The 21,031-nt window shown below is 39.2% G+C and carries 14 protein-coding genes and 1 pseudogene; 6 read left to right on the top strand and 9 right to left on the bottom strand.

Annotated features, from left to right (window positions below; translation table 11 throughout):
• Positions 1-201: 201 nt before the first annotated feature.
• Positions 202-1,167, bottom strand: coding sequence for a dihydrodipicolinate synthase family protein (locus HC000_RS15920; RefSeq protein ID WP_179808144.1), 966 nt, complete (start codon positions 1,165-1,167; stop codon positions 202-204).
• Between the two features lie 346 nt (positions 1,168-1,513).
• Entirely contained in the window at positions 1,514-3,229 is a 1,716-nt protein-coding gene (locus HC000_RS15915) for an MFS transporter (RefSeq protein ID WP_179808143.1), read from the bottom strand.
• A 68-nt stretch (positions 3,230-3,297) separates the two neighbouring features.
• Between HC000_RS15915 and HC000_RS15910 the strand changes: the two genes are divergently transcribed.
• A complete protein-coding gene (locus HC000_RS15910) occupies positions 3,298-5,778 on the top strand; it encodes a hypothetical protein (RefSeq protein WP_179808142.1) in 2,481 nt (826 codons plus the stop codon).
• A gap of 718 nt (positions 5,779-6,496) precedes the next feature.
• On the opposite strand, the pseudogene HC000_RS18605 reads toward HC000_RS15910, so the two are convergent.
• The 4 genes and pseudogenes from HC000_RS18605 to HC000_RS15890 all read right to left on the bottom strand — a co-directional run bounded on the left by HC000_RS18605 (position 6,497) and on the right by HC000_RS15890 (position 12,396).
• A pseudogene (locus HC000_RS18605) lies at positions 6,497-6,762 on the bottom strand (catalase).
• Between the two features lie 486 nt (positions 6,763-7,248).
• Positions 7,249-10,026: a collagenase gene (locus tag HC000_RS15900; RefSeq protein ID WP_179808141.1), complete on the bottom strand. Its 2,778-nt coding sequence runs from the start codon at positions 10,024-10,026 to the stop codon at positions 7,249-7,251.
• A gap of 862 nt (positions 10,027-10,888) precedes the next feature.
• Positions 10,889-11,833 (bottom strand): hypothetical protein, encoded by a 945-nt coding sequence (locus tag HC000_RS15895; RefSeq protein WP_257025584.1) that lies wholly within the window; start codon positions 11,831-11,833, stop codon positions 10,889-10,891.
• Between the two features lie 335 nt (positions 11,834-12,168).
• On the bottom strand, positions 12,169-12,396 hold the full coding sequence (locus HC000_RS15890) for a helix-turn-helix domain-containing protein (RefSeq protein ID WP_346010175.1): 228 nt from the start codon (positions 12,394-12,396) through the stop codon (positions 12,169-12,171).
• 545 nt (positions 12,397-12,941) lie between these two features.
• On the opposite strand from HC000_RS15890, the gene HC000_RS15885 reads away from it, so the two are divergent.
• From HC000_RS15885 to HC000_RS15875, 3 genes are all read left to right on the top strand, one after another.
• A complete protein-coding gene (locus HC000_RS15885; protein WP_179808139.1) occupies positions 12,942-13,703 on the top strand; it encodes an IS5 family transposase in 762 nt (253 codons plus the stop codon).
• 119 nt (positions 13,704-13,822) lie between these two features.
• The gene (locus HC000_RS15880; RefSeq protein WP_257025583.1) at positions 13,823-14,143 is read left to right on the top strand and encodes a helix-turn-helix domain-containing protein; all 321 of its coding nucleotides are present in this window, start codon (positions 13,823-13,825) and stop codon (positions 14,141-14,143) included.
• Positions 14,143-15,375 carry a type II toxin-antitoxin system HipA family toxin gene (locus tag HC000_RS15875; RefSeq protein WP_179808138.1) on the top strand — a complete coding sequence of 411 codons (1,233 nt, stop codon included), beginning with the start codon at positions 14,143-14,145 and terminating at the stop codon, positions 15,373-15,375. Before HC000_RS15880 ends, HC000_RS15875 begins: the two co-directional genes overlap by 1 nt.
• A gap of 165 nt (positions 15,376-15,540) precedes the next feature.
• Here the strand turns inward: HC000_RS15875 and HC000_RS15870 are convergent, their stop codons facing one another.
• The 3 genes from HC000_RS15870 to mobI form a co-directional block, all read right to left on the bottom strand.
• Entirely contained in the window at positions 15,541-16,266 is a 726-nt protein-coding gene (locus tag HC000_RS15870; RefSeq protein ID WP_086957893.1) for a hypothetical protein, read from the bottom strand.
• Positions 16,266-17,516, bottom strand: coding sequence for an RNA-guided endonuclease IscB (iscB, locus tag HC000_RS15865; protein ID WP_165744394.1), 1,251 nt, complete (start codon positions 17,514-17,516; stop codon positions 16,266-16,268). Before iscB ends, HC000_RS15870 begins: the two co-directional genes overlap by 1 nt.
• A gap of 554 nt (positions 17,517-18,070) precedes the next feature.
• Entirely contained in the window at positions 18,071-18,391 is a 321-nt protein-coding gene (gene mobI, locus HC000_RS15860; protein WP_179808137.1) for a conjugative transfer protein MobI(A/C), read from the bottom strand.
• A 1,078-nt stretch (positions 18,392-19,469) separates the two neighbouring features.
• Between mobI and HC000_RS15855 the strand changes: the two genes are divergently transcribed.
• Together HC000_RS15855 and HC000_RS15850 are read left to right on the top strand one after the other, a co-directional pair.
• Positions 19,470-20,552, top strand: a complete 1,083-nt coding sequence (locus HC000_RS15855; RefSeq protein ID WP_179808136.1) for a PRTRC system protein D — start codon at positions 19,470-19,472, stop codon at positions 20,550-20,552.
• 15 nt (positions 20,553-20,567) lie between these two features.
• Entirely contained in the window at positions 20,568-20,921 is a 354-nt protein-coding gene (locus HC000_RS15850; protein ID WP_179808135.1) for a hypothetical protein, read from the top strand.
• Positions 20,922-21,031 lie beyond the last annotated feature (110 nt).

Here is a 21,031-nt window from a genome sequence, read left to right as displayed (position 1 = left end):
TTGTTTATAATAAGTCGTAATAGCGACATTATGGTGTTGGCAGAATTCAATATTAGTACCACTAAACGTACTGCGTTGCAGCAAAAGCTGCTGCCACTGTGCGCTTGTTCTGTAAGTTTTCATCACCTGCTCCGAATTTATCATTGAGCAGGTATTTTTAGATAATCAGAACATCGATGCTAGGTGTGGTTCGCTAGACGCTTACATTAAATCCAGAAGTTCAAGCTTTTCTTTTGCCAGCATATATCTTTCACGAACATCATTAATTTGCTGTTGAGTTAATTTTTTTCCAAGGGTACGAAGTCCTCCTGCGGCATCATTATGATGAATTCCCATAGCAAATTTAAGGTATTCCATAAGCAATGGTTGAGCGTCTAGATACGATAGAGGATTTAAAGCCTGAGAAACTTTGTATGCCTCAGTCCACTCTCCTTTTAAAATATACTCTTGCATAGTAACACTTGCTTTTGGGAAGATAGTACCTACACCTGTAATCCCACCACACGCTCCTGCAAGTCCTGCATATACAGTGACTGTGTCAACACCTGCCAAAATTTTTAACTCTTTGTTTTCTAATATTAGAGTTTCAATAATCGACACATCTATAGTCGATATTTTAAGAGCAGTTACTTTGGGTAGAGTAGCAAGTCTTCTAAGGAGATCAATTGAGAGCGCATGATACCCAGCGGCATCAGGGTTGTTATAAGGCATAATTGTTACACCGGCTTCTTTTGCAGTTACTTCAGCAAGTTCATAATACGCATACATTTCTTCATCAGAAGGAACCGCCTTAGTTTTTGGCGGCATGACCATGACTGTATCTACTCCAACTGTTGCGAGTCCTTCAATGATTTTGGCAAGCTCTTCCTTAGTTTCTGCTACAGCTCCACTGATCAACGGGACATTGTATTCTTGAGCAACCTCAGAAAGGGATTTAAGTAAAGAAAGACGCTGTTCGGTACTAAGGTAGCTATTCTCACCCAGAGTACCAGAAGCGACAAGTCCACCCATTCTGGTTCCGTCTTTTCCCTGAGTTTTTAAAACAGCTGCAGCCTGTTTTTGTGTTGCATCAAAATCAATTTCAAGTACACCGGATTCTGATTCTTTTAGCCATGTAAAAACCGCCGGCATAACCGTATATCGCCAATCTGCATTCGTTGTTTTCATCGCATTTCCTGTTGTTTAAAAATAATAATAAATATACCGTACCACAATAAATATACTGTATACAATATATTTATTGTGGTTACTTTCGACAAAAAAGGCTTCTTCAATACTTAAAAATAGCAAAAAAGCCACGTAACTCTGCTGTTGGTAACAAGTGTCGATTATGCACCTAGTCAAATAATGAGCTAAATATTTGATGCTCTCCTTTTGTAAATTCCTGCATGTAATTAGGACTCCCCGTTTGATCAATGATGTTTTTATACCGTGCAGGTTTTGTTATAGTCGACTCATTTACTTTAACTACGAAGCAATACGTTAAGATAAATAGCAGTTAAGCTTCACAGTTTTAATTCTGATTACAACGCGATAAACAATAAAAACCTAACCCTGTTATGAGCGCTATTGTGCCAAATAATAACCACATTAGCTCAGGTTGCTGTAACTCTTTTACTAAATAACCATAGCTCCAACCTGATAAAAAACCAGCAAACAAAAACCCTAATGCCATAGAAACAAAATAATAACCCATAAACATAGCGGCACTATCTTTAGGGGCTATACTTGCGACATATTCTTGGCTTTTAGGTGAGGTCAGCATTTCTCCAAAGGCTATTAATAAAATAACCGTGATGATAGTCAAACCACCGAGTTGAGTCATCAGCAAACCTGCGCTCATTAATAACAAAACTAAAAACGCGCACGCAGTGATCACTAAGCCACTGATCAATACCGAGATGACTTTAAACCGTTGGCACTTTAAACTCACCAGGATCTGAAACAACACAATAGCTGCAAAATCTAAATTAATGAGATACTCCGGATTTACCTGCCGATATTTTAACCATTGAGAAGTGAGCTGTTGTGCTTGCTCGATACCAAAGTGAAGTTGACCACTTTGTATTTTAGCCATCAATAGCGCAATGTCACTAATTGGCACACTTACTTTTAAGTGCACAAGTTCAAGACGGATCGCTTCTAATTGATCCGTAGTTAATGCCCCTGAGGTACTGTAATGCTGTGCCATTTGATGTAATTTATCGCTCAACGCAGCGCTATCAACGTAAGCAAAAAAATCAACTGTTGCTTGGCCAAAATAAGCAAGCAAAGTAACTAAATCTTGGGTATCTATATAATCACGAATAAACAGCGGTAAGGTATAAAAAAGTTGGTTGTACACAGTCCAAAAACCGGTTAGTACAGCTAAATACATAGCAAAGTTACGGTTGCTTACACGCACGGGTTGTAAGTGCCATTGCTCACTTTTTTTAGCGCTAATTACTTTGTCCCATAACCAATTTAAACCAAGCCATAGGGCTATAAATAAAAATGCTTGGGTATAATTAAGCCAGCTGACACCAGCAGCCATTAAAATAATCACACAGGTAAATAACAGTAACGCAAAACGACTATTACCTAATACCTGTTGGGCTTGTTGTAATACATCTCTTAAGCGAGTGCTCGTTTGTTTTTCAGGGCTTGTTTCACGATAAAATAACAACGGTATAAAATTAAGCAGTATCCACACCGCAGACATTATAAATACCGCATCCCAACTGATTGCCCGCATATAACCAGCCACTAAGGGGCCTATAAACCCTCCTAAATTTACCATGGTATAAAAAATACCAAAGCCTAGACCACGATTGTTATCATTAGTACTTCGGCTAATTGTGCCAACCACTACAGGCTTAAAACAAGCTGCCCCTAGCGCCACTAGCATTAAAATTATAAAGAAAGAATTAAAATCAGTAACTTGTCCTAAAAAATAATAACTAGGTGCCATTATGATAAATGAAATAGTAAATAATTTTTTGTATCCGTATCTATCGGCTAAAGCGCCTGTTAACACTGGCAATAAATACAAAAAAAACGGAATTATACCCTGCACGGCACCGCGCTGGGCATCATTAAAACCCACACCACCTTGCTCAATTGGGGTGGTCATATACACCGATGACACCGCAAAAAAGCCATACCAAGCTAGGCGCTCAAAAATTTCCATGGTATTCGCTATATAAAATGCCCAGCCAAACCCACGTTTTTGTTGATTATTATTATTCATAGTTTACTTTCACGGTTAAACACAGTGCTTTATATTGCATACAATATACAAATAAAACAACCATCATTATGAAAAACTTATCATTCACACTATTACTTTTTTTTCTCTGCGCGTGCCAGACTAACTCCCAAGCGATCGCTAATGATAATATCGCTATTCAAGCGAAGTCCACTTCGCCCGCAGTGATGCAGGTCGATTTATCAGTACAAGGTCATACCAGCACTTTACATAACATGAATATTACTTTTTTAGGCCAAACGATTCCCTATACTTACAGCGACGGTAAAATAAGTAATAGCCGTGGTTATGATTGGTGGGTAAGTAAACACTTCGCGTTAAAAAGTGACTTACCAAAAGAGAAGGTCACACTTTACTTAGAGCTTTTAGAAATGGCTTACCCACATTATGTGTCGCTATTTGGTATGGAACCGCCAAATATTGAACGTCAACGCATTGCTGTAGTGTATGGTAGTAGCCGTGAAAGAGTCCGCGAAGCCATGCTTGATGACGGTTTTTTACGGGGTGTACATGATACAGCTGGAGGCGAAACAATGTTTTATAACCGCGCAGGTTATAACTTTCCTAGCCATCGAGAACATCATCAACGTTACATCGTAATACACGAAACCATGCACGCTTTTCATATGGCGTTAAACGGCCACTCAACCTGGGCACCTAATTGGATCACCGAAGGTTTAGCTGACTCCGTTGCTCATCATGTTTACGACCCTAAGCAGAAACAGTTAACCGTTATGGTATTTGACCGCGCTCCGATGAATTACATTGAAACAGGTCTTAAGCAATATTATAGCGCCAACAAACCAACTATTGAGCAAATCAATGATGATCCGACACTAAAACGTGGCCTTAACTTTTTCATTATTCATTATCTTTTAAGTTCACCTGAGCGTGCGCAATATTTTGCTTATTTTGTACAGCAATTAAGGCTTGCCAACCCGCACAGCGAAGCAACCTTGAGTACGGCAAATTCACTACTTAAAAATACGTTTAAAGATTGGCTATCAATAGAGCAAGGCTTTGCTGATTTTGTACAAAATATTAGGCCAAGCTTTCATCTTGTTTCAGGCCCCTGGGAACAAAATGGCAATGCTTATTGGTTACGTAATATCCACTCAACTGAATTATCACGTTTAGATATCAATCCAGCCAATAAAGCTGAAGTATCGCACCCAATAATCGACTTCCCAGTACCAATGCCAAATCCATTAATTACCCTAAGTGCTAATAATGAACTTGCTGCTTTAATAGAGTTTGAAACGGCACAATTACATCGGGGCGCAATTGGTCTCGCGTTGCAAGGAAAAATTAGCGCTGAAAATCAACACTACCGTCGTACTTTTATAGGTAAGGAACAGGCCAATAATGACCAGTTATTAACTTTACTGGTTGTCGATGGGGAGCGCTTAGCGTTATCAGCAAGCAACACTAAAGGATTTAATAATCAACAAATTGCCTTCACACCTGAACTTAAACAGGCGATTGCAAGTAATGCTATGCTGGCAATCAAACTTAGTTTGAACGCAACACAGCAACAGTTGACTGTAATGCTCAGCGCAGGTACAACAAATGAACCCGTCATTCAATCTTTCACAGCCAAGTTACCACATGCGTTATTTACTGAGTTGAACACCAGAAAAATCAGCCTATTAAGCAAAAATAATAACCATAAAATCACTCCGTATTTGTTTGCTAATAAAACCAATACTCTTTCGTCAGATCAGTTAAATAAAATAACAAATCCGTGGTTATTTAAAGGTTATGCTAAATTGAACAGGTTATTTATTACTTGCCAAACATACTCAGTACAACTAAAAAATTGTCAGCGTGAGTTAGCAATATTAATCAAACAATTAAACCAACCACAGCGCCATTCAGCTATAAGGGCTGCACTGCCAGCGCTGGTAAAACAGTATCAAACAACATTAGGCGATACTGGATTTAGCCCCCTTTCGGGCATTACTTCTGGTGTATATTACCATCAAGGAAACCCATTTTTAAGAGTGGAAAACCCAAGTGATTTAAATCTAACATTAGCCGCAAACGTTGATTTTAATGACAATAATGGGGAATTATTAAATAGCCAACAACTCAAACAAGTATTAACGCCCGGCATTCATAATATTGCCTTAGAAAATGTGAACAATACAAATACACTCATGATTAAACAAACCCTGAACTGGGGGGAATTAAGTCAAAATAGCCAATTAAATGCATTAGCAATCCCATTTGATGGCGTTCAAATGCAGTTAACACAATTAGCTGACGTACATGAAAATTGGCAGTTTGATCTTTCCCTAAGTGGCCCTTACTCAGGGGAAACAACTGGAGAACTGCATTTAAAAACTCTAAACTATCATTCGTTGACAACCCCTAAAGCACTCATAAAAAAAGTTAATATTGTTCCTTATCAACAGCAAAACTATCACTTTAGTGTACCGATAAGTAATGATAAAACCTTGGTTGAAGTCACTGCATTATTAAATGTCGATGGTGAGGAGATCCGCTTAGTTGAACAGTTAAGTTTATAAAAGTTAACTAAAGCAGATGAACTTTATATTCATCTGCTTTTATCTATTGTCTACGCGTTAAATTCACTAGCCTTAATACCCTGTAAGCGGGATCTGCTTTATAACAATATTTTTAGCACCTCCTCTAAGTTTCTCGCAGTATTAGCAAATAAAATGTATTGCTTATCTTTAGCCATTTAACGAAATAGATAGTCCGGTTGTGAGAAGTAATCTTCGTTTTCTCGGTGTTCTCAATGTACAGCTGCGCTATTTAGACCAAGTAGCAGCTCTGAAAATCAGATTTTCACGCCCACTCACCTTGACTATTTAATTTAGATCCTATTCCTATCAACTCGCATAACTTCATCACGATGGTAACTATGCACAGGACAACGTGGCGCATCATCATAAGAAAATAACAGACCCTGAAACATTTTATTTGGGAGAGATTGATCCCCAGTAATACGTTTGAAAGATTAAATGTAGCTTGTTCCACCCTGGAAAATATAGTTACCGCGGTTACGATTTCGCTCAAATTCACCTATCTCTATTAATGTTTGTGTGGCCACACTTTAGTTAAATAGAATAGGTTATAAGAAAGTTTTGCCACATCAGCTTCGGAGATAATTTGTATCTTAAATGCCTACTTAGGGAAATTTTTGTTATTAATACTCTCTAATAAATCAAGATGATGGCTTTCACGATCTCGACCAACGGCCGCTTCTACGTCTGTGAGATTTCATTCAAAGCCGTGTATGTGTCGGTAGCTTACTGGAATACTACAGTCACTCATTACAATAGTGACTTGATGTAATGCCTCAGGTAATGATGTCCAAAAATCCCAGTTACTTTTACCGCTACGCAAATTTGTTCTAGTATCACGTTTTGCTGCATGATTTAAATCAGGAAACTTTAATGAATTCCGTAATAAAAAAACGGTGTGTTATTTCCGGCTAGATCCAAGTTACCTTCTTCGGCATAGAACCTTAATATAAAACCACGAATATCACGCTCGGTATCAGCAGCACAGGTAAGAAAATGAGAAAGTAATTCTGTTCTTTTGCCCGTGTGTAATGTAATGGATTACAGTAAGGATGCCATAACCTGCTGAACTCTCCACATGCATACAACACTCAAGAATAACTTCTTGGTCAAAATATACCAGTTTTTCTAAAAATCATACATCTTGCAGCAATTGGGGGCCATGTTTACCTGCGATATCTACATTTTGGTTAACGGCAACAGGGCATTCTGCTGCTGTGGCTAGCTTTTTACTCATCTGAGTACCTTATATGTTATGTGTGACGTTTGTAAATACATATCTTTTAGTATACGGGATTGAGTAAGTATAGCCGCTTTAACTCTCTATACAGTAAAGTTAACTGCTTCTTTACGCGACGTGAGATTGCCATGCAACAAATGCCGGAGCTTAGAAACTAAAAAAGCCCATTTTCATGGGCTTAATGTTTTCTATAAAAGGTTTAATTAATTTTAACGACAACCTTCACTATTAAAATCAACAACTAAACTAGCACCGGTACTGTTACCTGATACTTTTAAGTAACCCCAGTATTCGCTCTGTCCCGATATATAAATACACTCATTATTACCGCTATTATTAGAGTACGCTTGTTCATTTCTACCATCTGGCCAATTGCTGTTTGAATAGCTCAGGCTCAGATCACCACTACCGTTAGCTGTGGTGATCGCAATACCATTTTGATTTTGTACATCAGCAAGACTAAACCACATTGCATCACTATTACCTAAACAAATGACTTCGCCATCAGTTAAACGTCCGCTGCTGCGCCCGCCTTGGGTGGCACACGCATTTTCTACATTGCCGCTGATCTGTGTAAATGATGCGGTGAGTTGTACACTATCAAATGCTTTATAGCCGTTCACCATTACATGGTAAGTACCTGTTTGAGCTGGGCTTATAGTACATTGTTCTGAATTACCGCCAATATAAGGGCGACAGTCATAATTAGTTAGAGTTGGCTCAGTGTTATAACTTACATATAAGTCAGCATCACCCGTACCACCGGCGAGGTTAAACATAAGATCACTAGCACCTTGTGGTACAGCTAATGTAAAGTGTAAAAGCTCATCTTTAGCGCCACTTATTGTTGTTGCCTGGCCATTAACTAATACAGTGTCGTCACCTGTGCTGGCGTCTTCCTCAATATCCGCTAATGTTGATGCTGTTTGACTACTACCTTGATTATCAAGCACTGTTAACGAAACTGTGTATTGCCCTGGTGTGGTATACGTGTGAGCTGGGTTTGCTTCATTAGAGCTACTCCCATCCCCAAAACTCCATTGATAACTGACGATTGAACCATCACTATCAACACTACCATTGCTGGTAAAGTTGATTTCACTGTTTTGTATACCTGAGTAAGGACCATTGATTTGTACTGTGGGTGGTGTATTGCTGGTAGTACCCGCAACTAAATCATCACACCATTGAACAAATTCATTTTCATAACTGCTGGCCCATTGAACTGTTTTAGCTTTATAAGCACTCCAATCACCACTGCGAGTATCAACCAACATAGCGTTAATATCGCTGTTATGACGTTCAAACATAAAACGCACGGCTAAATAGCCCCAACGATAGATGCGGTCTTGATCAAAACCATCATAGTTAGTGGCAAATACTTGCGCTAATGTAAAGCGTGAGCCATCACTAATGGTATTTTTGGCAGCGTCGTTGTTGTCTTGATTTGCAACATACTCGGCAATCCCTTCCGACCACCATACAATATCTTCAGTTGGTGCATTAAAGTCACCATAAAGATCAAAACGGCCATCTAAATAGTGCACATACTCGTGTTCTAAGTTCCATACGTAATGCTCCGCATTGGCATAACTGGCTTCATAAGCAACAAAGTTTGCTTGATTACCAGCAACCGATGGATCACCTTCTAAATACATACCGCCATTATTTGTATCAATGCCAAAAATTGCCTTGGCATACTTACTGTAATCATCGCTACTATCAAATATATTGACTTGTAAAAAAGTATTGTTGTCATCAGCTACTGAGATATTGTCAGTCGCTAATTTAGTATGAAAGTAACCTTCTTCAGAGCCCATTGCATCACATGCTGCTCCATGTTGAATCGCCGTCATATTTTGTGAGCGAATCTTAATTGTGCTACTACAACTATAGCTTTGCGGTAATGCTTGTTGAGTCAATTGGTCAACAAACCCACAAATGTTATAGCTATCACAATTAGCGTAATAACTGACTGAATCAGCCGCTGCGAGCCAAACTGCATCACCAAAACCAAAGCTATTATAAGTGCTAAAAATAGCATTTAGGCCGGTATCAACTTCCGCTTGAATAGCAGTACCTGAATATTGTTTAAGCCGCGCAAGTTCACTTGCCGCATTAACAATAAGGTACTCAGCATCTGAATCAACCATCCACTGCTTTTGTGTAAACGCATTAAGCTTGACGACTAAATCAGTGTCTGTACCAACGGCGATAACAAACTCATCATTCCATTGACCACGATAAAGTAGTGTGAAAATGCCATTTACAGCGCTGCGCATATTCCACTTTGAACCATAGCTCTCGTCAAAAAGGGTTAACCATTGCTTAACCACGTTAATGTAACGATGTTGTTGCTCTGCACTATCCATCGTTATGATCACTTCAGAAAGCGTTTTGCCGTGACCATCATTATCATCATAAAAATGACTATTATTTACAAACCCATCTATCGCATCAATAACGGCGGGAGTTACCCAAGTGCTAAAGCTTACACTGTTGTTATAAAATTCAACGTAAAAACCAGCACGTAAGTATAAAAATAGTGCTTCTAACTCAATATCGCCACCACCGGCATAAGTCTGTGAGAGTGACTTAGCATGGTTAGCAACTGCATACATGTTATCAGAACTAAAAACTTGGCTCTGAATTGATGCTGATGCGCTAAATAATTCATTAACACAATTTGTGCCCTGGCTTTTAAGCTCAGCAATGATGCTTGCAGTACTGGCACTAGCAAGTGTATTTAAGTCACAACTAACTGTTACCGCTTGAGTACGCATCGTTAATATATTGAGTTGTTGTGGTTCTGATTGTATTTTAGCAATCGGTGCTTTCTCATTGTGTGTATTTTCTACTCCATGATGATGGGCACGCTCAACTACTGCTGGTTGTGGTGTAAATACTCGTTCACTCGCCGTATTTGCAAATGTAATTGAACTTGCACCAAGTATCGGTAACGCTAGAATCAATTTTTTAATTTTCATAATCTACCTTCGATAGTTTTTATTATCTCAATCCAGAACGGGTTATTGAGATACATCTTGTAACACTTTATTATCAATGTATACAATATATTTTATATTCTATTAACTTATATAGCGCATTAGTTTTATTGAAATATGTTATACTAATCATTAATGGTTAGATTGATATCGGGTTTAGCGATAAGTATCAAATCTCCTTTAGATAGCTATTAGCACCTTGGAGGATGTGAATATATCGAAAGATTGGGTATGTAAAAATGAAGAGTTTATTAACTAGGCTTGCTACCTAGCGTCAATTAACTAGACTGGTTGACACTAAATTTTTTTTGCTCTTAATTGAACGCTATTTTTCGCCGGTAACTTTTACCTTCGCAATGAGTAATAGTTGTATCATCGAATAGTTTGTCTGATGTGATGATCAGCTGTGTCACTCATAGCGATGTGCTATCAATTCAAACTGTGCGCTCGTTTCCTGTTCCATTTTTCGAACGCAATCACGATTAATAAGCTGTATTTATCGAACTTTAAAAGTCACCTTACAAGCGCAAGCGTCTGATTTTATGGAAAATAGCTGACGCGGTAACAAACTTAATTGTATGGTTTTGTTCGATAAGCCTATAACCGATGCTACTGGCGATATGCACTGGCGGCAAACAAAAATACATTACCACAGTGCTCAAACCACCCTGCTGATTTGTTAAATCAGCAGCAAGAGTAAAGCCTAAGGTGTTTACTTCATTGCGTGTCGTAAGTTTAATATAGTATCGCCGCTGTGGGCTCGATTTTCACTCAGGCATTCCGCAGTTGAAACATGGTGGCAAGCTTTAACTATTTCAGCATTAAAGGTAAAGAGGCCGTGAAGTTATCCATGTAGACCTCCCGGTATCATGCTGCTATAAGCGCTCAAGCTGTGTTGCTTTATTGTTATTGTGGGTATGTTTGATGCAATCACTAAAAATTGCGCTTCACATTCTCGGATGGCCGGTAATTGTCGCTGAGTAATTGACGCTGCTACAAATCGTCCTAATTGACGTTCACACCCACTTTGCTTCGCTAAATGGAGCAATTTCACCATGTAATAGCTCGCTTCATCCGCTAAAAGGTGGGCATTAACGTATTCCCAAATAGCTTTGTAATTGTCGCTTGGAAGTAAGTCGTCACGTAGTTGTGAGTAGCGAAATGCCAATGGTTTTTTAACCAGTGCGTCAATAACATGCAAGTAACTAATATTACGTGCACGGCATCCTTTAGAAGCATAGACACGCGCTAACGTTTGAACTAAATCGCTGCCATAGTGCAGCTCTAAACGGTTGTCATATAAACGAACCAGTAATCGGCTACCAATAAGGCGTGACGGGACGCTATAGGTAACACGTTTCAATGAAATAGTACTCGTACGTGACACCGTTAGATAATGCTCGGTGTAATTGACGCTCATCGTCCGTGGTAAAGCATGTAATTGTCGCTGCTCTACTGCGTATTTATCACTTACACGGCGATTACGGCGAGCAACAATGTCGGCAACAAACGATTCATAGACTTCTCTTGTCTGAAAGTCATAACTACCACGGATTTTTAATGCTTGCTCCAGTTGCGATTTAAGATGCCCATGAGGGCTCTTAATAGCCCCATTTTCATGCGCAATACCACGGTTATTGCGGGTCGCTCTAAAGCCATAATGGATAATTAGCTCATTAAAGCGCTCTGTAAAATCATTATCATTAGTATGATTACGATAGGCGGCACTCAGACTGTCTGTACGCACTTCTTTAGGCACACCGCCGGCTGCTTTAAATGCGTTTTGCACGCCATCAGAAAAAGCAGCAAAGCTTTCACCGGAGTTAACGTTGCATCACCTTGAAGTAGAGGGACAACAATACTATCCCAGATAGACTCAAGTGGATCTATACGTGTTCGCCATTGGCGTTTATTAGACAATGGTTGCTCATCCAGTTTATCAATGCGCCTTGCTGAACGTTCAGAAATACCTGCTTTCGCAGCCGCGATAACTTGGCTATTACGCTTTCTATGTTTCATATAAATAGTGACCTGCTGATCAGTGATTCGTGTTCCCGGCACAGTGAACTCCTCCGTTCTGCTGTACCGAACCTTATCAGATCAACCGGCCAAGATAATTGTCGCTTAATACTCCTTCTTTAATAAAACGAGACGCGTTACTAGCACATGACTGCTGACATTTGTACCGCCAGCCTTATAGGCATCATCTTTGAATGCTTTGGAATTATTATAGACGAATCGCTTACAACCGAAACTGCGAGCAAGTAGGTCTGCTTGCTCGGTAGTTGGGTAAAAGCGACGTTTGAATGCCTTTTTAACAATTCGTTTTTCCAAAGAAAAGTGTCTCGTCACGTTAATTTATTAAGTTGAATTTAGCAGTAAAAATTGTACAAGACAAATAGGCATTTTCTTACGAAAACGCCTATACACCATTGGCTTAGCGCAGCTGTTGATAAAATTATTTTAATTAATTTTTGAGATTTGGTGTTTAAGGGCACGCCGCGCTATCCATCCCTGCACTAAAGTACAGGGTATTCCGCGCAGGTACGATAATCTATGGAGTGCATGATAACGCATACGTTACCCCTAAGCATAGAGTTACAAAGCGTGGCTAATATGAGCATTAAATTTGTTAGTATTATTGAGTCTAAGCTGAATTCACTAAAGAGTCTAAATTCAAGCTTGTAATATAAATTTGATTTATTCAGGTTGAATAATTTCAAAATAAAACCTTAAGTTAATGAAATTAATGAATTTAAATCAAAACTCTCTTTGAGGAAGTTTTGCAACATTGACTCATAAATCTCTAGGGCGTGTTGATCTTTGCGGTATGAAAAACAAACAGCATGAAGATAAGGTATAATTGAATTCGCCAGAAAACTTTACACCGAACCTACATGCCAAGATTAATGTTAACAGACGGGACATGGAATGTCTTATCAAAAGTAATGTACTTAAGTGGTCGAATTTATAATAAGCCCGACCATAGAAAAACGCTCAAAGGCATACTGTATAAGATGCGCACAGGTATTCCATGGCGAGATTTACCTTCTTATTTTGGCCGTTGGAGTGCTATCTACAGACGGTTTAATTTATGGTCCAAAAAAGGGATTTTGAATGAACTGTTTCGCGCATTATCTCGTGATGCGGACATGGATTGGGTCTTCATTGATGGCAGTATTGTCAGGCCTCATCAACATAGTTGCGGTGCAAGAACCGCTGACAATGAATCAATTGGAAAGAGTCGAGGTGGAAACTCTACGAAAATTCATCTTGCAGTCGATAGCGGAGGGTTGCCTGTTTATTATGAGTTATCCTGTGGAAATACGCATGATATCGTCCATGCAGAGTCACTCGTAGCTAATTGCTCAACAAGTAATATGGTTGTCGCAGATAAAGGCTACGACAGTGAAAAACTGAGAGTATTTGTGCGTGATAATAACGCTACACCCGTTATTCCACGTAAGGGTAACAGTTTAGTAGGCAATGAGGATATTGACTGGTGCATGTACAAATATCGGCACTTGGTTGAGAATGCATTTGGCCGTATTAAGCAATATAGAGGGATAGCCACACGGTATGAAAAGCTTGAACGAAATTATCATTCAATGCTCGCTTTAGCATTTACTATGATGTGGCTACCAATGTGGGCTGATTGATATATGTACTACAAAGATCAACAGCCCCTAGTTACCAAATAAATATAGACTCATAGTTAGCTGAATCAGCATGTTATCTATATGGCTAACATACTGGATTTTAACTCAATGTTAGCCATATGGATAACAATGGCATTTTAGGTTACAATGTTAGCTGCATAATAAATTCTATTGGTAATTGTATGGCTAACAGAGTCGAAATTGGGAAGAAAGTCAGCGTAAGTAGAAAGGCTTTAGGCTATACACAGCAAAAGCTTTCAGAAATAGCAGGTATTAATAAAACAACAATTTCAGAAATTGAGAATGGCCGATTTACTGGATCATTCGATATTTTTGAGCGCTTGCTCGATGCTGTTGATTTACAGTTTGATGTTTCTCAAAAAAAGTATTCGCTACCTGATTGGGATGAAATTGAAAATATATTTTCAGAGGATGAATAATGAGTACAAATCCAAACTTACCTAGTAAAGTTAAAAATATTACCGTGTGCACTAACAATACAGAGCTTGGTATATTAACTCATGGCTCAGTTCATCATTACCAGCCGACACAAGAAAATCAGCACATATCGTTAACAATGACAAAAAAAGGTATAGACGGTTACTCTTCAGGTTCTCTGCATCCTATCTTTTCGCAGAACTTACCAGAGGGCTTTAATCGCCGCTTTATAGCTGACAAGTTAGCAAGGTATGCAAAAGTAAATGACATGTACCTTCTCGCTTTACAAGGAGAGCAAGGCATTGGCATGCTCTCATATAAAAGTGAACTTTCGTTACCAGAAGCAGATACTATTCCACTGAACGATATCTTATCTTACAACAGTACTGAGCCCCTATTCCCTCAACTGTTAGAAAAGTACTATCTAAGAAACTCATTAGCTGGCGTACAACCTAAAGTAAGCATTCCTAATGCAAATAATATTAAAACTGACAGAACAGTCCAACAAAAAGATTTAATCGTAAAATCATTTGATTCTGAATTTCCATTACTTACTGTAAATGAATTTGTATGCATGGAAGCAGCTAGATACTGCGGGTTTAAACCACCTAAAACGTATTTATCCCATAATCTTGAAACATTTGTCATAGAACGCTTCGACACTGCACAAGATGGTACAAAGCTAGGCTACGAAGACTTTACCACTTTATTAAAAAAGCCAAATGATCCCGATGCAAAATACACGGGCAATTACGAAACACTACTCAAAGCAACAAGCTTGTACACTAATAGCCAATCTGAAGTTGAAAAAATGTATAAGTATATTGTATTTAATTGCTTAATTGGTAACGGTGATGCACACCTCAAAAATTTTGCTCTTCAGTACACACCAGATATGTCGAGGGTTTACCTTTCCCCACCTTTTGATATAACACACACAAAAATTTATGAAGCTATAGACAATAAAATGGCGCTTAAGCTTTCTAACAGTAAAGAGTTTCCTGATATAACTCATTTATTAAAACTCGCTGAGGGTACTCACTTTAAAATTAGGAAAGCTAAAGAAATAGTAGAATCCCTGAGTGACAATATACTTGATTACCTTAAGCAATCTGAAGAAGTGAAGTTATTTAATGGCTTACGCAACTCAATAGAAAACTCTGTATCAAGTATAATGACACCAAGCTATTCAACAAAAAACTATCGTCATGACAGAATAAAAAAGTTTGAGTAATATTAAGACATCTATATAGCAACAGTGAAACTAAAAAGAGGGTGTAACTAATTTTATTGGTCACCACACTACAGTTCACGGTGCAATAAAGTTGGAATTAAAAGGTGAATCGATGCGAAACAACTAAATTCCTTGACTGATGCCGATCACTCAAGTTAGATTTTATTAAGATCTACTGACAGACAAAAAATTGATCAGCATCATGGTATTACGCACTAGTGGCATTTTCACTGTCCATCCGTTTATAGACTCCGAGACGCCTGACTTAATAGAGGCCGCAACTAGTTGCTGTTCAGTTAAGCCATACCTCACGTCGATTGTGTCATTACCAGATACGGAAGGGGTTTTCAGCTGCTGTGTTTCGGTGGCGCTAATAACCTGCCAATCCTTTGAGAGCTTTATAAACATTTCTTTTTCATTCATATTAATAATGAATTCATAATAAAGTGTTGAAGGCGAATTACTTTCGTCACTTTCCATAAATGAATACAGCCTAGCTTTAATTTTTTTGTTTTTAGATTCGAACTCTACTCTTCTTAACTTTAAATCACCGCCATAAGCGATGTAAATTGGTTTTAGAGTGTAGTTATCTAAGCCGCTCTTACTGCTCTTTAGATTTACGTTGATAATTTCACTACCCTTGTAAGGGATTTTTCTACTCAAATCTCCGAATGTATCTATAACCCCGCTTTCATATTCAGCATCTATTTGTTTATCTATCTCAGCATTATGGATAATAGTTTGCAATGTACTTCTTTGGACGTTGTTTAATTCAAACGACTCCACACGCTTGGCTTGAGAGTATTTATTAACCTGAAGATCCAAATTTTGAGCTTTCGGTTGGAAGCTAATACCGCAGAGTAAAATTAAAGTTAGTGAAACTTTTTTCATCAGTTTACAGCAATTCCTCTCGGTACTTTAGTGCCGAGAGGAATTGCCGCCTCCATTGGTTGAGTTAACGTAGTGGTTCGAGCAGAAATCCGAACCGTGTTTTTCTTAATGTTAGCGCTGGCGTGAACCTTATCACCTAAAATAGTTTCTAGGGCAAAGTAGCCTGAGCTACGCTTGCCTTTAACAAAACCAGTACCTTGTGGTGTTTGTACAAAGTCGTGTTTTTTTAGGCCAAATAGCTTGCCAACTGGTATCCGCTTTTCGGAGCGAACCCCCTTTATCTGTTGGTAGTCACCAGAAGCCACATGACGTTTACGTAAAACATGTTTGGCTTGTTGTACAAGCTCGCCATTTTCACAACAAATTGACACGGCATCATAGTAATGAGTTTTCGGTAAGCCCAATACTTGCTCGCGCTTAAATTTGGTCACGTAGCCAAACGTTTCTTCAAAATCCCAGCACTGTTTTAACTGGGCTTTGAGTATACCTATTTCAGTCGCATGTTTAGTCTTTGAGCGCTTCACTTTCAGATCAAACTTTCCTGCGTGTAAATCATTATGGCACGTCTCGCATAGCGCTATTAGGTTACTGGGTGTATCAGTGCCGCCCTGAGAACGAAGTACTTTGTGGTGTACGTGCAGCTTGGCGTTGTGCTTCGTTTTGTGTCCACTTTGACATTTATAATTGTCACGCTGCAATACGTAGGCTTTAACGTTGTAGTAGCCTTGCTGGTAGCCGGCACCAGTCACAATTGGGTTAGTTATCTTGTGTATATCGAAGCTAGCAGTTTCAACCTTCCAATGTGAAATTGGTAAGATAGCTTCAACCTGCTTTTTCTCACGCAAGTGTGAATCAAGCTTGCTTTTTAGAGATGGTGCTAAGCGCCCCTCTTTACGCATTGAGGCACGGTTCAACCAACGTGCAGGGCGGTAGCGTAGCTTACGGTTTCTGCGAGTCCTTCGATACATTGCACGTTGCTGCATCTTTTTAGATACGTCAGTGCGCAAAGCCACCTCGCTTTGATAAATCACTTTACCATTTGCGATAGCTGCACAGCCAACGTGTTTACTGCCAGTGTCCATGCCAGCAACTACGTGCTGAGTATGGCCGCTCGATCCATACAATAATTTAATTGTGAACGGGGCACGTTTGATTACCTTAGCCATACCATTTTTAAGCAGCTTACGTGCTTTAGCGGCCTTGCAGGGCATCAAAGGCTTCCCATGCTTGTTAAGTACATACGCTAACATAGCGCGTATCTCCTTCGAGTTGTGCGTATAACTGTGCTTGAGGCACACAGCAAATTCGACTTCCTCTCGACCAGATAATTTAGCTTCGCAACGTGGTTGACTGCCCATAACTCAATAGGACTGTTTACAGTGCCACGAAAGAACGTGGAACTGAGGCGGCATTCCAAGGTTTCTACATCTAAATTATCGTTTACTAACATTTCTAATCCTCAGTTAGTGGTCTGGTCAACAAGCGCTTTTACAAGCTCATCCCTTTAGGGGTGAGTAGTTGACATGATATATCCTTATATTAGATGTATTCTACAATAACGACATTCGTTTAAAAAGAAAACAACCTTTAGCTGCTATATTTTGGTCGCTGTGTAGGCGTTGAGGATTTACTTTTACATCACTATTTTGCTGGTAAACGATTATAAAAAAGTGAATTTTTTCACATTTCCATCTCAGGTTTTAACTGGTAAATTCTGTCTAAAACAGCCATTTTCAGACGTTTTCCTACAGTAAAATAGCACGAAAACCCTGCAGTAAAAGGGGTGTAAGGGAGGTTGGTAAAGTCACCTGATGTAGGGAACTTTTATAGCTATTCTTGGTTGTATCCGATCACCCCAACTTTTATTTTTAGAACCATATCTTCCGGGCCCATAGAAAACCCATTCAAGATAATGCTTTCCAGTCCTAACCGTTATTCGGGGAGCTATGTTTCCGCGTAGATATTTCGATTTACCCGGCTCTGCATTTTCTAATGCTCCTAATTCTTTATTTTTTACCCTCCACTCAATCCAATAGTCATCTATGATCTCTCTTGCTTCAGCTACAAGATCTTCCACGACTTTTTTCATTTCTGTTCTTGCTTTTAAAATAGCTTCTTTAGACATTAACGCTCCGCTATGTTTTTAACTGTTATTCCGTACCTTATTTATTCGGGTACGGGTTCAATGAAGCCGTACACAAGGTGTTATCCCGCAGCAACTACAGTTCGGGTACGTAGTCACCCTATGGTCTTTGTTGGGCGTTGTTAAAAACAACATACTCTCTCCCTACTCGGGTACGTAGTCACAAACCACGTACCCATGACGCTTAAGCTATCGAAACCCAGTTCGGGTACGGAGTCTTGTTCTTTACTAAAATGAAAAGACTCTTATCCGCTTTCCAATAGCTGTTCAATTAACAGTGTTTTGTGATAAAGCTCCCTACTCGGGTACGTAGTCACCGATTGCGTACCCATTACGCCTCAATTATCAAAACTCAGTTCGGGTACGGAGTCGTGCCACTTACCATAATGAAAAGCTCTTGTATGCTTTCAAACATCTGTTCAATTAACAGTGTTTATTGTGATAAAGCTCCCTACTCGGGTACGAAGCCATGCGTACCGTACCCATTACGGTTAATACGCCTTACACTAATTCGGGTACGTAGTCTCAAATCAAAAGCAGTGAATAAAATGGTCTTATTGCACTATACCCGCTCATTTTGATTTGCTTGCGTGACCTCACACCCTGCTCGGGTACGATGTGACCGACCCTATTTTTCTTTACAGTTGATATTTTGACTTAAATAAAAGGCTTTTGTGGTGATTAAGTAAGCTTATGTAGGGGTAGTTATTATTCTTTTAATAAGTCCAAGGCAATACAAGGTAAAGAGTGGCTGATGGTTTGACGCCAGCACATCAACATTTAGCGCCATGAGCAAACGAGCTGCAAGGGCACTCAAGGCAGGTGTCCCACAGGACTTCTACAAGGTCGCTCCGGACACTTGCTTTTCCGGATTTTCAACAGGTTTAAAAGCAGGTGTCCCACAGGACTTCTAAGAAGTCTTGAAGGACACCTTGCGCCAAGTCTTGCGGTTTCAATGTAAAGCGTTAATAGTGCTGGTGTTCCATGGGACTTCTTGGAGGTCGCATGGGACCTCTATCAGTTTTTAAGGTTGTAATACATAAAGTAATTGGGTGGATATATGTCAAAAAAAGCAGTTTGCCGAGCAATTGAGTGCGGATATGGAACAACGTCAATAGTTACAAATGAAACTATTGATGGTTTTGTTATTAGAACCTTCCCAAGCGTGCCAGTATCAGTGAATCACAACATGCAAAATCTAAGTGGTGATATATTAAGTGCAAGGAAAACAGTCTTTGTACCGGTTGGTGATAACGTCTATGAGGTGGGTGAGGATGTGCAAGCATCAGCAGACCCAAGATCTACCCGAGTTCTAAACACTGAGGGCTACATAGATTCAGAAAGATATAGAGCGCTCTTCAAAGGTGCGCTAAAGATGATACCTGATGATGAAATTGATCTTATGGTTTGCGGTTTACCAGTATCGGTAATGCCTCGAAAAGAAGAATTGCAAAAAATGGTTATTGGTTCTCATGATCTAGGTGACGGCCGTACAGTAGTTATTAAAGATGCATGGGTTATTGCGCAGCCGCTAGGTGGGTTACTTGCTTATGCGCGTGAGGGAGGTCAATCTCGTTATAATGAAATGAGACAAGAGAATCTGCTGGTATGTGATGTGGGTTATTTGACTTTTGATTGGCTCCTAACAAAAGGTTTAATGGCTAATGAAAATAGGTCTGGAGATTATGAGGGCGGTATGTCTAAGGTTCTTCAGAAAGTAGCTGATGCTGCATATAAAGTATTTTCAGCAGATGATAGGTTCAAGCGAATTAAAGAGATTAATGTAGAGCTACTTGATCAAGCTTTCATTACAGGTAAGTTAAGGTTGTTTGGTCACAAGATGGACTTCCCTATTCACAAGGGTGATGATAAGACACCTGCATTTGATTTTACTGATGCTATTAATTCAGTGGCTGATGATGCAATAACTGCTTTAGTGAATAGAGTTGGAGACGCACAGGACTTAGATAGAATTATAGTAGTTGGTGGGCCAGCTAAGTTATATGTAAACGCAATCCAAAAAGCTTTTCCTAACCACAATATTGAGGTGTTAAAGGATAGCTTGCGTGCAAATGTTATAGGCTTTCAGGAAGGTGGCATTCAAAGAATGAGAGCCCTTGCAAAGCGTGCGGCAATGAAATAATAGAGGTTTAGGTCTATGTCAAAGGCTAGCCCAAATGGTGATTATGTAAGATGTAATTTAAAAGTAACCAAGATAGATCATCCGGAGATATATAATCATCTTGTAAGCATTAACGATAGAGCAGAAGAAATCAGGCACTTAATTCGATTAGGTTTAATGGTTAAAAATGGGAATATGCCCATTGGTATGGGAGCAATTAAGCACCATACTCTGGGTACTACTGTACCAACAGAAGTGCCGATAGACGAATCAAATTCTGATACAGCTAACGGATCAAAGCAAAGTGCCAGTTTGAAGAGTGAAGATAATAATTTGGTAATTAAAGGTGAGCCTGATTTAGATTTTGGGGACGAACTTTTAGGCATTTAAAATACTTAATAGGCTTTAAAAAAGGCTTTGTAAGAGGATGTAACTAATTTTGTGTAACTGCCTATCATAATTTACTCTATCAAGAGTTTAAGGATTAGGCGATGAACATG

It is taken from the genome of Pseudoalteromonas sp. MIP2626, assembly GCF_013414205.1.
Classification (GTDB): domain Bacteria; phylum Pseudomonadota; class Gammaproteobacteria; order Enterobacterales; family Alteromonadaceae; genus Pseudoalteromonas; species Pseudoalteromonas nigrifaciens.
Note: the sequence above shows the minus strand (reverse complement) of the source record. Positions and strands in the feature narration are given on the sequence as shown.